Source organism: Reyranella sp., assembly GCF_965229815.1.
GTDB lineage: Bacteria > Pseudomonadota > Alphaproteobacteria > Reyranellales > Reyranellaceae > Reyranella.
This window is the reverse complement of sequence record NZ_CBDDJN010000002.1, coordinates 698903-712297: the sequence shown is the minus strand read 5'-3', so window position 1 is coordinate 712297 and position 13395 is coordinate 698903. Positions and strand designations below refer to the sequence as shown.

8 protein-coding genes are annotated in these 13395 nt (G+C 71.4%); 4 read left to right on the top strand and 4 right to left on the bottom strand.

What is annotated here, in order from left to right:
• Positions 1-3: 3 nt before the first annotated feature.
• Both ACO073_RS03930 and ACO073_RS03925 read right to left on the bottom strand, forming a co-directional pair.
• Positions 4-3555 (bottom strand): S8 family serine peptidase, encoded by a 3552-nt coding sequence (locus tag ACO073_RS03930; protein ID WP_421995475.1) that lies wholly within the window; start codon positions 3553-3555, stop codon positions 4-6.
• Positions 3556-3676: 121 nt separating this feature from the next.
• Positions 3677-4450 carry a DUF1223 domain-containing protein gene (locus tag ACO073_RS03925; RefSeq protein WP_421995473.1) on the bottom strand — a complete coding sequence of 258 codons (774 nt, stop codon included), beginning with the start codon at positions 4448-4450 and terminating at the stop codon, positions 3677-3679.
• Positions 4451-4679: 229 nt separating this feature from the next.
• On the opposite strand from ACO073_RS03925, the gene ACO073_RS03920 reads away from it, so the two are divergent.
• The 4 genes from ACO073_RS03920 (at position 4680) to ACO073_RS03905 (ending at position 8012) form a co-directional block, all read left to right on the top strand.
• Positions 4680-5423, top strand: coding sequence for a metal ABC transporter ATP-binding protein (locus ACO073_RS03920; protein WP_421995471.1), 744 nt, complete (start codon positions 4680-4682; stop codon positions 5421-5423).
• A gap of 31 nt (positions 5424-5454) precedes the next feature.
• Positions 5455-6327 (top strand): metal ABC transporter permease, encoded by an 873-nt coding sequence (locus ACO073_RS03915; RefSeq protein ID WP_421995469.1) that lies wholly within the window; start codon positions 5455-5457, stop codon positions 6325-6327.
• A gap of 9 nt (positions 6328-6336) precedes the next feature.
• Positions 6337-7317: an alpha/beta fold hydrolase gene (locus ACO073_RS03910; RefSeq protein WP_421995467.1), complete on the top strand. Its 981-nt coding sequence runs from the start codon at positions 6337-6339 to the stop codon at positions 7315-7317.
• Between the two features lie 173 nt (positions 7318-7490).
• A complete protein-coding gene (locus tag ACO073_RS03905; protein ID WP_421995465.1) occupies positions 7491-8012 on the top strand; it encodes a hypothetical protein in 522 nt (173 codons plus the stop codon).
• A gap of 21 nt (positions 8013-8033) precedes the next feature.
• Here the strand turns inward: ACO073_RS03905 and msrB are convergent, their stop codons facing one another.
• A complete protein-coding gene (gene msrB, locus ACO073_RS03900) occupies positions 8034-8444 on the bottom strand; it encodes a peptide-methionine (R)-S-oxide reductase MsrB (protein WP_421995463.1) in 411 nt (136 codons plus the stop codon).
• On the bottom strand, positions 8441-13336 hold the full coding sequence (locus ACO073_RS03895; protein ID WP_421995461.1) for an NAD-glutamate dehydrogenase: 4896 nt from the start codon (positions 13334-13336) through the stop codon (positions 8441-8443). The genes msrB and ACO073_RS03895 overlap by 4 nt, the downstream gene beginning before the upstream one ends.
• Between the last annotated feature and the right edge of the window lie 59 nt (positions 13337-13395).

The window sequence follows — 13395 nt, the reverse complement described above, 5'->3', positions numbered from 1 at the left end:
GCTTCACACGCCCCGGTGCATCATCGCGAACGGCTCGCCGCGGCCGTTCGCCTCGACGAAATAGGCCGCATGGCTGTCGCTCTCGGCGAGGGCGCCGCGGAAGGCCATCTCCTGCTCCGTGCGCCGGGGATTGCCGACACGCTTGCGGATGACGTAACGGACGTCGCCGCTGTCGAGATCGCAGATGATGGTGCAGCCGCCGCGGAACGACCGGCCGCCGGCGTCGGCGGGGGTCCAGCGCTGCGTCATCTCGACGATGATATCCGACAGGATTCCGCCGTCCGGTGCGACGCGCCAGGCTGGGCGCACCGAGCCGATCTCGATCCGCGAGACCTTCCCCTTCACGCCGTCGATCGTGATCGCGCGCGGCGGCTTGCCCGGCGGGCTGCCGCGCACCAGGCCGAGCGCGGCGAACAGCGCGTCGGGCGTCGCCGGATCGTCGATCACGTCGCGATAGAGTCGGGCGGCCGCCTTGTTCCAGGCGATGAACACGTCGTGGCGGTCGGAGTTGCGGCGCCAGTCGACCGACTTCGCCGTCCTGACGGCCGCCAGGGCGCTGGGATCGATGTCGGGGCGCTGCCAGGTCAGGGTGTCGACCGACAGGTTGGCGACATCGGCCGGATAGATGCCGCGGTCGCGGAACGAGGCGATGAACGCCACGCGGTAGCCGTCCTTGTCGTTGGGAATGAGGTCGCGGTCGGCGGTGATCAGCGCCCGCAGATATTCGCCGAACGAGAGGTCGATCGGCGGGCAATAGTCGAGGGCCCGGATGCAGATGTTCAGCACAGTGCCCGCCACCATGGCCGCCTCCTCGGCGAGGCGGGTGGCGAGGTCGTGCGGGATGTCGCCATCGGGCAGCACGCCGGTGCCGCTGGTGGCGAGCCTCACCAGGTCCTTGGTCTTGCGCTCGTAGACGCGCGAGAAGGCGGCGAAGACCGCGGCGACGAGGAGCGCGCCGCGGGCGTGCGGCTCGGTCGTCCTGGCGTATTCGTCGGACTGCGGCTTCTTGCCGATGTAGCTGCGCAGGGCGCCATGGGCGCCGATCGCGACGCCGAACTGCTGGGCGAGGTCGGCCAGGCTGGTCGACAGGTCGACGCGGCCGCGCGCCTGGCGGATCGAGGCCAGCAGCACCGAGGGGATCGTGAAGTGCTGGAACAGCGCCACGATGTCGGCAAAGGCCTCGTGGAAGGCCAGCATGTCGAGGCCGGACGGCTCCTTGTAGCGCGGGTGCAGCCCGTCGAGCAGCGCGTGCGTCGTCTCGTGCGCCACGACGTCGTGCGACAGGCAGTTGAAGACCAGGCCGCCCGGCAGGGTCTCGATGCTGTTCGCCGAGGCGCGGAAATAGCCGAACAGCAGCGCCCCCTTCTCCGGGCTGTAGTAGGCATTGGCCTCGCGCAGCGCGTGCGGGTAGACCCGCAGGCGGCGCACGAAGCGCGACTCGCGCTCGCCGTCGATGGTGGCATGGCGTGGCGCCCACAGCGCCCGCCGGCCGAGCGCGTTCTCGAAGTGGCCGATCGTCTTCATCGCCACCGCGTAGACCATCTGCTGGTGGAACTGCGGGTTGCCCTCGGTGGGCTTGTAGCCGCTCTGCGCCAGCAGGCTGGGATGGTTGAGGTCGATCGGCACGTAGGCGCGGCCGCTCGGCGGATCGACGTCGACGACCTCGAGATACTCGCCGACCGGGCCGGGCAGCAGGTCCTTCTCCCAGGGGACCTCCACCTCGACCTCGTTGAGGTTGTAAAAATCCATGTCGCTGCTGAGCAGCGGGTCCCGCGCATAGACCCAGAGCCGGCGCACCGGCGGCGTCGGCATGTCGGGCGCGATGGTGCGGTTGCTGGGGAGCTCCGGTACGCCGGGCTCGGTCCGCAGCGGCCGGCTCGCCACCACCCGGCGCGGCGTGGTCTTGGCCAGCTCCCGCTTGAGCGTCGCGGAGATTCCGGAATGGTCGAGCAGCGCCTCGGCGACGCGCTGGGCCTGGACCGGCTGCAATGCGCCGTCCGTGCCGTCGAACTCGATCAGCAGCCGCTCGACGTCGCGCGACTGCTGGCTGATCTGCAGGGCCTCGAGCTCGAGCATGCGCTGGCGCTCGGCCGTGGCCGTGAGGCCGAGGCCGGTGAGGACGCGCAGAATGGAGAAGGACGCGGAGTCGGCCGGCGTCTTGGCGCCCTGCAGCGAGGCCGCCGTCGCCGGCGCCGAATCGAGCGCGGCGTTGGCGTGCAGGACGCCGACGCCGACCCGGCCCTGCTGCGCACCCTGGGGCGGCAGCGAGGTGCCGAACAGCGCGCGCCGCGTCGCCTCGACCCGCATCCAGTCCTCGCCGTAGGCCTCGAGGGCCGCCTTGTTCTTCTGCATCCACAGCGCGGCGGCGGCGGCCACCTGCGGCGTCGCGGCCGAGGTGCCGCCGCCATCCATGTCGACGGTGCCCGGACAGCCGAACTTGGCCCACGGGACGTTGGGGGTGAAGGCGCCGATCGACGTCACGTCCTTGCGCGCCGGTCCGTAGCATCCGGCCATCTTTCGGATCGGCAGGTCGGCATAGGGCCGTCCGTCCGCCATGACGCCGCAGGCGGCGACGACGCGGTCGAAGCGCGCCGGATAGACGATGAACCGCGTCGGCAGGTTGCCGAAATTGTTGCCGGCCGCCGTGACGACGAACACGCCGCGTTCGTAGAGCGCGTTCACCGCGTCGGCCCAGGCCGAGGAAGCGACGCCGCCCATGCTCATGCTGAGCACGTGCACCCGCGTCTCCTCCGAATCGCACAGGGAATGGACGTAGTCGAAGGCCTGCGCGATGGCGCTGTTCTTGAACAGCACGACCCAGTTGGCGACGCGGATGGGCACGACCTCGAGCGTGCCGGCGCCGCCGAACGAGGTGCCGCTGGAACCGGTGACGTCCTTGCCGGCCAGGATGCTGAGCGTGCCCGTGCCGTGGCCGAACATGGGATTGATCAGCGCGGTCGGCCGGTCGGTGGCGTCGTTGGGCCGATCGGCGTCGACGAAGTTGCGCGCCAGGGCGGTGTTGAGGAAGCGCGGCTTGCTCTGGTGGTTGTCGTCGTAGCCGGTGTCGAGATGGGCGATGCGCACGATCTGGCGCGGCGAGGTCGCCGGATTGGGGGCGTTGACGCGCGATCGCGCTTCATCGAGTTGGGAATGGGCCTCGTCGGCGAACCACAGGTCGGTGTTGCCGATCGCGTAGACGTCGCCGTTGGGCGGCACCGATTCGCAGCCGCCGGTGAGCCCGAACGCCTGGCGGTTGGCCGACGTCCACAGCCAGCTCTGCTCGAGGTCCGGCTCGGCCATGACGACGTCGCCTCCGGCGACGCCCAGACCTTCGGTGAGCAGCGAATGACAGGCATCCCAGGGGTTCAGCCGCTGATCGACGCTGGCGAGGTGCCAGACCGGCGCGGCGGCCATCGCCGCGCCCCGTCCGCCGCGCTCGATGCTGGGCATCAGCGGCTTGGTCTCGAACGAGAGCGGCGCGGCGCCCAGCGCGAAGCGGCGTCCGGCGGCCGCGCGGCTGGTCTTGATGAGAAGGTTCAATTCCCGTTCGGCCATCGCCCGACCTCCCCGTGATCGCGGATCGTGGCACGGGCGCCGTGGCGCCGGTCCGCGTCGCTATTCGTCTATCACGGGAGGATCGACTGCTCTGTGACGGATGTCACCAACCTCGGCGTGATCAGCCGGAGACCATCGGCTCGATCTTGTTGCAGCCGATCACGGGACCGTGGCCGGCATGCTGAACGATGACGGCGGCGCCGGTGCCCGACTGGAGATGGGCGTCGTCGATCGTCCAGCCCGTCGCCGCGCCGTCCCAGCGGCCGAGCACCTGCAGGCGGCGCACGACGTTGAAGTTCTCCAGCATGCGGCCCTGGTTCTCGCCGCTCGCGACCGGCGTCGAATGGCGGCGGTCGTAGACGAGGAGCGTGACGTCGGCCGAGCGGCCTTCGAGGGGAAAGGCGTCGAGCCTGACGGCGAGCGCGCCGTTGGCGCCGCGCGCCAGCTCGGGCGTGGCCCGCCGCGCCGCACGCCGCCGCGCCTTGTCGAGCAGCCGCTCGATCGTCGACGGATCGCGGCCGCTGTCGTGGGCCATGCCCTCGACCACCATCTGGGGCGTGTAGACATAGCGCTGGTGCAGCGCGCGCACATAGGCCCGCTGCCGCTCGGTCGTGGCCCGGGTCGCAAACGGGTCCTTCCAGCCGATATAGTCCCAGTAGTCGACGTGATACGAGACCGCGACGATGTCGGGGCGCCGCGCCAGCCTGCCGAGCAGGGCATCGGCCGGAGGACAGGAGCTGCAGCCCTGCGAGGTGAAGAGCTCGACGGCCCACGGGCCCTCGGTGGGCGCGCCGGCGAAGGCCCGCCCGGACAGGCTGTCGCCGACGGCCAGGCAGGCCGCGGCGCCGCCGCCCAGCAGGAGGGACCGGCGTCCCGTAGGCGAGTGCATGCTCATGGCGCAACAATGCGCATCGCCCCGCCCTGCTGCCAATCAACAAACGGTTAGTCGTCGATCACGCCGGCTCGCGCCGGCTGGACTCCTTTTGTGCAATATTATAACGATTCGACGCCGTGCATCCGACCGTTTCCCCCGGGACGACCCTTCTCGCCATGAGCGCGCGCGCGCGCGTCGCCGCGGCGCTGTGCGTGTCGGTGCTGCTGTGGCTCGCGGCCTGGTGGGCGCTGTGAGCGCCGCCCTGCGCCTCGTCGACCTGACGGTGAGCTACGACCGGCATCCCGCTGTCCACCACGTGTCGGCGGAGATTCCGGCGGCGGAGATGACCGCGATCGTCGGCCCCAACGGCGCCGGCAAGAGCACGCTCCTGAAGGCGATGCTCGGCCTCGTCCCGCATATCGAGGGCCGCATCGAATGCACGGCGCGGCGGATCGCCTACCTGCCGCAGCAGGCCGAGATCGACCGCAGCTTCCCGATCTCGGTGTTCGACACCGTCCTGCTCGGCCGCTGGTCGCGCTTCGGCGGGTTCGGCTCGGCCCGCGCGCCGGATCTCCATGACGCGCACCATGCCATCGAGGCCGTCGGTCTCGCCGGCTTCGAGCGTCGGCCGATCGACACGCTCTCGGTCGGCCAGTTCCAGCGCGTGCTGTTCGCGCGCCTGCTGCTTCAGGACGCCGACCTCGTGCTGCTCGACGAGCCGTTCGCCGCCATCGATTCCAGGACCGTCGCCGATCTCATGGCGGTGGTGCGGCGCTGGCGCGCCGAGCAGCGGACCGTGGTCGCCGTGCTGCACGATTTCGACCAGGTGCGCCGCGACTTTCCCAGCTCCCTGCTGCTGGCCCGCGAGCTGGTCGCCGCCGGGCCGACGGCCAAGGTCCTGTCGGCGGAGAACCTGATGCGCGCCCGCGCCATGGCCGAGGCCTGGGACGAGCAAGCCGACGCCTGCGACGTGCCGATGAAGTTGAGTGCGTGATTCCGCGCTCCGGTCGGGGTGATGGGGCGGCATGATGCTCTACGACCTTCTCGTCGCGCCCTTCGCCGATTTCGGCTTCATGCGCCGCGCGCTCGTGGCCAGCCTCGCCCTGTCGACCGGCGGCTCGGCGATCGGCGTCTTCCTCATCCTGCGGCGCATGAGCCTGATGGGCGACGCGCTCACCCATTCGCTGCTGCCCGGCGCGGCGCTGGGCTTCCTGCTGGGCGGCCTGTCGCTGCCGGCGATGAGCCTGGGCGGTTTCCTGGCCGGCATGGCGACGGCGCTGGCCTCGGGCGTCATCGCCCGCTTCTCGGGCATGCGCGAGGATGCGAGCTTCGCGGCGGCCTACCTGACCTCCCTGGCGCTCGGTGTGCTGATCGTCTCGCTGCGCGGCTCGGCCGTCGACCTTATGAACATCCTGTTCGGCGCCATCCTGGCGGTCGACGATCTCGCGCTGGCGCTGGTCGTGACGACCGCGACGCTGACGCTGGTCGGGCTCGCGGCGATCTACCGGCCCCTGGTGGTCGAATGCTTCAACCCGGGCTTCCTCGCCGCCATGGGCGTGCGCGGCTCGCTCTACCACTATCTCTTTCTCGCTCTCGCCGTGCTCAACATGGTGGCGGGCTTTCAGGCGCTCGGCACGCTGATGGCGCTCGGCCTGATCCTGCTGCCGGCGGTCGCCGCCTCGTTCTGGGCGCGCGAGGTCTGGTCGATGACGCTGGTCGCGGCGCCCATGGCCTTCGCCTCGGCCACGATCGGGCTGCTCGTGTCGTTCCATGTCGGTCTGCCGTCCGGCCCGCTGATCGTCCTGTTCGCCAGCCTGTTCTTCCTCGGCTCGCTGCTGCTGGGATCGCGCGCCTCCGTGCGCGCCCGCCTCTCGCATCCCACGCACCTGCGCGGCTAGACTGCCGCCATGTCAGACATTTCCTCGCCCGTCGCGGGCGTCCTCCTGAAGCGGGCCAAGGCCAACGCCATCGACATGTGCTACGCCGAGACCGGCACGGGGCCGCTCGTCCTGTTCTGCCACGGCTGGCCCGAGAGCTGGTATTCGTGGCGCCATCAGCTCACGGCGGTCGCCGCCGCGGGCTTCCGCTGCGTGGCGCCCGACATGCGCGGCTACGGCGGCACCGAGGCGCCGGAGCCGATCGACCAGTACACGCTGCTTCACCTGGTGGGCGACATGGCCGAGCTGGTGAAGGCGTTGGGCGAGACGTCGGCCGTGATCGTCGGCCACGACTGGGGGGCGCCGGTCGCCTGGCATGCCGCGCTGTGGCGGCCCGACCTCTTCCCCGCCGTCTGCGCCATGAGCGTGCCCTGGGCGCCGCCGGGCTATGTCGACATCCTCACCGCACTCGAGAAGCTCGGCATCACCGACTTCTACCTGCAGTACTTCCAGAAGCCGGGCGTGGCCGAGGCCGAGCTGCAAGCCGACATCCGTGGCGCCCTGCGCCGGATCTACTGCACCGCGGGCGGCGAGCTGTCGGAGCCGGGAAAGGGCTTTGCCCGCCTCACCGGCGGCACGCTCCTCGCCAACACGATCGATCCGCCGGTGCTGCCCGCCTGGCTCGGCGAGGCCGACCTCGACTTCTACGCCGGCGAGTTCGCGCGCACCGGCTTTCGCGGCGGCCTCAACTGGTACCGCAACCTGCGGCGCAACTGGGAGCTGGGCGGGCCGTGGCGCGGCCAGCCGATCCGCCAGAAGTCGCTGTTCATCGCCGGCAGCCGCGACGGCGTGCTGAAGTTTCCCGCCGCCCAGGCGCAGCTCGACGCCTTCCCGAAGACCCTGCCGGGCCTGGTCGGCAGCCACATCATCGACGGCGCCGGCCACTGGGTGCAGCAGGAGCGGCCGGAAGCGGTCAACAAACTGCTGATCGACTTCCTCAAGGGCCTGTGATCCACTCGCGGCCTTGGAGGCGCTGATGATCCGTCTTCTCAGCCTGGCCCTTGCCGTCCTGATGTCCGTTGCCGCGCCCTCGTGGGCACAATGCGACGATGGTCCGCCGCCGCCACCGCCCCAGGGCGACCAGCCGACGACCTGACATGCCTCTCTTCGTCCGGAGACGGCTGGTGGCCCTGCTGTTGTCCACCAGTGCCACGGCCGGTCTCGTTGGCTGCGCGCCGCCGCCCACCTACACCGAGATGGTGCCCAGCGCGCCGGTGGGCTCGGCGCCGGCGCCGACCTATCGCAACGCAATCACTGTGGGATCGGTCACGCTTGGCCGCGACGCCGGCACGCCCTGGCGTTCCGCCGTGGGCCCGGCCGAGGTGCAGGAAGCGGCCGTCCGGACACTGGCCGCCGCCGGTCTCGGGCAGCCGGCCAGCGGCCGCTACCGGCTCGACGCCCAGCTGCTCACGCTGTCGCGACCCTTCGCCGGCTTCGCCATGACCGTGACGGCGACCATCGCCTGGCGGCTGACCGATTCGACCAGCGGGACCGTGGTCTACGACCGCACGCTGAGCGGCCTGGGCACGGCCACCCTCGAGGACGCAATCGACAACGACAACCGCCTGCGCGTCGCCGACCAGCGCGCGGTGCGGGCCAACCTCCAGCAGCTGGTGCTGGACCTGCAGGCCCTGCCGGGACGCTGAGGCGTCCCGACCGGACCGTCCCTACTTCTTCTCGTCGAACCGCAGCGCCGCGCCGTTCATGCAGTAGCGCTGGCCGGTCGGCCGCGGCCCGTCGGGGAAGACATGGCCGAGATGGCCACCGCACTTGGCGCAATGGACCTCGGTGCGGGTCATGAAGTGGCTGGTGTCGGTCGTGGTTCCGACCGCGCCGTCCTTCGGCGCCCAGAAGGAAGGCCAGCCCGAGCCGCTCTCGTACTTGGTCGAGGAATCGAACAGGGGCTCGCCGCAGCCGCCGCAGCGGAAGACGCCGGTGCGCTTCTCGTCGTTCAGCGGGCTGGTGAAGGGACGCTCGGTGCCGTGGTCGCGCAGCACATGGTGCTGCAGCGGATCGAGCTCCTTCTTCCACTCGCTGTCGCTCTTCTTCACCTCGTAGTCGTCGTTGCTCTGGGTCATGCATCCTCCGATGGGGTGATGGTCGTGGCCTGTAATAGGGTGCGCAGCTCCGAAACGGCAACGGACAGCATGGCGAGGTCGAGCGCGTCGGCGCCGCCCAGCTCCTCGCCGAGCAGCCGGTCGATGCGATCGAGGGCGAGCCTGCGCGGCTCGCTCCAATGCGCCAGGGCCGCCTCCGGATCGGTCGTGCCCGCGGCGCGGGCCGCCGCCAGCGCCGAGGCCAGCAGGTCGGACTGCAGGCGCACCAGCTCGTCATGCACGGCGAGCGCGGCCTGCGCCGGCCATTGGCCTTCGCGGGGCAGCTTCTGCGCGGCGTTGGCCAGCCGCGCCAGCGACAGTCGTTCGCCCAGGCGGAAGTAGAGGCGCGCCGCGAGCTCGATGCCGATCCCCGGCGCGCGCGCCGCCAGCATGAGGTCGCCGGCCGGCGCCAGCGTGTCGAGCGCGGCGGCGCGGCGGGCCACGCCGGCGGGCGCGCCCAGCGCCTCGAAGGAAGCGGCGCGCTCGGCGAGGGCCGCGGCGGCGGCCCCGCCGATCAGCGTCTCCGGCAGGTCGCCCAGGGAAGCGACGGCGGCACCGAGCTGGCGCGTCGCCGCCACCGCGTCGAGCGGCTGCGGCAGGCGGCGCAGCACCCAGTCGACGGCGCGGGTCAGGAAGCGCTGCGAGGCGACCAGCATGCGGGTCTGCGCCTCGGCCTTGAGCTGCGGGTCGAGCGCCTCGATGTCGGTCCACAGGTCGCGCAGCCGCCAGGCGTCGCGGACGACGGCGAAGGCGCGGGCGATGGCGGCGGCCGGCGCGCCGGTCCGCGCCGCCGTCGTGCGCACGAAGGACGGGCCGCAGCGGTTGACCAGCGAGTTCACGACCTGCAGCGCGGTGATCTCGCGGCGCAGCCGGTGGGCGCGAATCGCCGGCTCGTGCCGCTCGCGCAGGGCGCTCGGGAAGTAGCGCAGCAGCTCCTCCTCGAGCAGCGGATCGTCGGGCAGGTCCGAGTCGAGGATCTGTTCGTTGAGGTCGAGCTTGGCGTAGGACAGCAGGACGCAGAGCTCGGGCCGCGTCAGGCACTGGCGGTTCTGCGAACGCGCGCGCATGGCGGCGGAGTCGGGCAGGTACTCGACGGCGCGGTCGAGCCGGCCTTCGCGCTCGAGCGCCCGCATGAAGCGCTCCAGCCGGTCGTGCTCCTCGGACGCCCGCGATTCGGCGACGCTGATCGCCTGGCTCTGCTGGTAATTGTGGCGCAGCACCAGCGCCGCCACCTCCTCGGTCATCGAGAACAGGAGCGTGTCGCGGTCCTCGGGCCGCAGCGCCCCGCGCTCGATCGCCTCGCCCGTGGCGATCTTGATGTTGACCTCGTGGTCGGACGTGTCGACGCCGGCCGAATTGTCGAGCGCGTCGGTGTTGATCCTGCGCCCGGCCAGCGCCGCCTCGACGCGGCCGCGCTGCGTGAAGCCGAGATTGGCGCCCTCGCCGATCACCTGCGCCCGCAGGCCGGCGGCGTCGACCCGCACCGCGTCGTTGGCGCGGTCGCCGGCCTCCGCCTGCGTCTCGCCGGTCGCCTTCACGTAGGTGCCGATGCCGCCGAGGTAGAGCAGGTCGACCGGCGCCGTCAGGATGGCCCGCATCACGTCCACCGGGGTCGGTGCCGGCGCCTCGATGCCCAGGACCGCGCGCGCCTCGTCCGACAGCGTGATCGACTTGGCGGCGCGATCGTAGATCCCGCCGCCGCGCGACAGCAGCGCCCTGTCGTAGTCCATCCACGACGACCTCGGCAGGTCGAACAGGCGCTGGCGCTCCTGCCAGCTCGCGGCCGGGTCGGGATCGGGATCGATGAAGATGTGACGATGGTCGAAGGCCGCGACCAGGCGGATCTGGCGCGACAGAAGCATGCCGTTGCCGAACACGTCGCCCGACATGTCGCCGACGCCCGCGACGGTGAAGGGCGTCGTCTGTATGTCGCGGCCGAGCTCGCGGAAGTGACGCTTCACCGATTCCCAGGCACCGCGCGCGGTGATGCCCATCTTCTTGTGGTCGTAGCCCGCCGATCCGCCGGACGCGAAGGCGTCGTCGAGCCAGAAGCCGTAGTCGCGGGCGAGGGCGTTGGCGATGTCGGAGAAGGTGGCCGTGCCCTTGTCGGCGGCGACCACGAGGTAGGGGTCGTCGCCGTCGTGCCGCACGACGTGGTCCGGCGGGCGCACCTCGCCGGCAACGTAGTTGTCGGTGACGTCGAGCAGGCCGCGGATCAGCGTCCGGTAGCAGGCGACGCCCTCGGCCTGCACCTCCTCGCGCGAGGCCGGGCCGCCCTTTGGATGGGTCGGCGGCCGCTTGACGTAAAAGCCGCCCTTCGAGCCCACCGGCACGATGACGGCGTTCTTCACCATCTGGGTCTTCATCAGGCCGAGGATCTCGGTGCGGAAGTCCTCGCGCCGGTCCGACCAGCGGATGCCGCCGCGGGCGACGCGGCCCCCCCGCAGGTGGATGCCCTCGGTGCGCGGACTGTGGACGAAGACCTCGACCAGCGGGCGCGGCGCCGGCAGCTCGTCGACGGCGCGGCTGTCGAGCTTGAGCGAGATCCAGCCCTTGGGCGCGCCGTCGGGTCCGACCTGCCAGTAGTTGGTCCGGAGCGTGCTGCGCAGCGCGTTGAGGAAGCGCCGCAGGATGCGATCCTCGTCGAGGGTCGTGACCTGCTCGAGCGCGGCGGCGAGCCCGGCCTCGATGGCGTCGATCCTGTTGCGCCGCGTGTCGGCGGTCGCATCGCCCAGTGCCGGATCGAGCCGGGCCACGAACAGGTCGACGAGGTGCCGCACGATGCCGGGATGGGCGCTCAGCACGCGCTCCATGTAGTCCTGGCTGAAGGCGATGCCGGCCTGGCGCAGGTACTTGGCGTAAGCGCGCAGCAGCGCGACCTCGCGCCAGTCGAGTCCCGCAGCGAGGACGAGCCGGTTGAGATTGTCGCTCTCGAGCGCGCCGCCCCAGACCCGGTCGAGCGCCCCGACCAGCCGCGGTCCGGCGCCGTCGAGGTCCATCGCGGTCCCGTCGACCGTCTCGACGGTCAGCACCTGCAGCGCCACCGCGCTCCCGTCGCCGGCCTCGGGCGGCGCGAGCAGGAACGGCGCCTCGCTCAGCACGCGCAGGCCGAGATTCTCGGCCAGCGGCAGGATGTCCGACAGCGCGATCGGCGCAGCGGGATGGAACAGGCGCAGCGTGAAGCGATGCGCGGGAAACCCGGGCGGGCGGTCGAGCCGCACCTCGAGCGCCCGGCCCGCCAGCGCCGCCTCGAGCAGCGGCAGGTCGTTGGCGGCGTGGCCGGCGTCGAACACGTCGCGGTAGAGGCCGGAGAACCAGTCGCGCCAGCGCCGCGCCGCGGCACGCCCCTCGGCCTCGCCCAGCCGCTCCTGCAGGACGGCGCGGAAGCGATCGGTCCACGAGGTCGCGGCCTCGGCGAGCGCCTGCTCGAGCCGGGCGGCGTCCGGGGCGGGTGCGTCCTGCGCCTCGAGCTTCAGCGTGTAGAGCGCCTGGGCCAGCGCCGAATCGCTGCCGGCCGTCGCGGCGGTCGAGACGACCTTGCCTTTCCAGGCGCGTTCGAGGATCGCGGCGAACTGGCCGGACAGGGTCGCATCGAAGCGCTCGCGCGGCGCATAGACAAGGCACGACGCGAAGCGGCCGACCGAATCGCGGCGCATGAACAGCGCCACGCGGCGGCGCTCCTGGAGCTGCAGGATGCCCAGCGCCTGGTCGTAGAGCGTGTCTTCGTCGATCTGGAAAAGCTCGTCGCGCGGATAGGCGTCGAGGATCGCCAGCAGCGCCTTGCCGTCATGGCTGTGGGGGTCGAGGCCCGAGCGCCGCAGGATGCCGTCGATCCGTCCGCGCAGCAGCGGCACCGCCTGGACCGGAAAGTGATAGGCCGACGAGGTGAACAGGCCGGCGAGGCGCCGCTCGCCGGTGACGCGGCCGTCGGCGTCGTAGGTCTTGACGATGACGCAGTCCATGGCGCCGCTGCGATGGACGAGCGACGAACGGTCCGTCTTCACGATCAGGATGTTGTGCGGCCCGCGCGCGAAGCGCGCCATCGCCTCGCCGCCGCCCAGGCCGGGGTCGAAGAGATGGACGTCGTCGCGTCTCACGATGCCGAGCGCCGAACCGGGCACGATCTCGTAGCGGATGCCGCCCGGCTGGCCGGCATCCTCGACGTGGCGATAGCGGCGATGGCCGAGGAAGGTGAAGTGGTCGGCCGCCAGCCAGCGCAGGAAGTCCTCGTACTCGCCGAGCTTCTCCGGCTGGCCGGGCGCCAGGTCGGCGATGGCGTCGAGGCAGGCCTGGCGCATCGGCTGCCAGTCCTCGACGGCCGCCCTCACCTCGGCGAGCACGCGCGACAGCGCCGCCGTCAGCTCGTCGAGCACGGCGGCGCCGGTCTGGCGGTCGATCTCGATGTGCATCATCGACTCCGACCGCGCCCGGTCGCCCGACTCGCCCTCGAAGCCGATCAGGTTGCCGTCGAGGTCGCGGCGCACGGTCAGCACCGGGTGCGCCAGCAGGTGAAGCGCGATCTCGCGACGGTTGAGCTCGTTCACGACCGAGTCGACCAGGAACGGCATGTCGTCGTTGACGATCTGCACGATCGTGTTGCGGCTCTCGAAGCCGTGGGTCGGGCGCGTGGCGTTGAAGACCCGGACCTTGGCGACGCCAGGCAGGCGATGCTTGGCGAAGCCGAGAAGCGAGAGGGCCGCGGCGGCGCGATCCTCCGCCGGGGCGCCCGTCAGGTCCTTGCCGGCGACGCGGGCGAACAGCAGGCGGGCGAAGGTCCCACCCTCGTCGTCCCGGGCGCGACGGGCGGCCGCCGAGATGGCATCGAGCCCGACGAGTCCTGGCGTTCCGTCGGTGTCGATGTCGGCCGTGTCCATGTCGCCTGTTTCCTCCGGATCGTTTCGCCCCCTGATTTGGGCGCTGATGGTACGTCCGG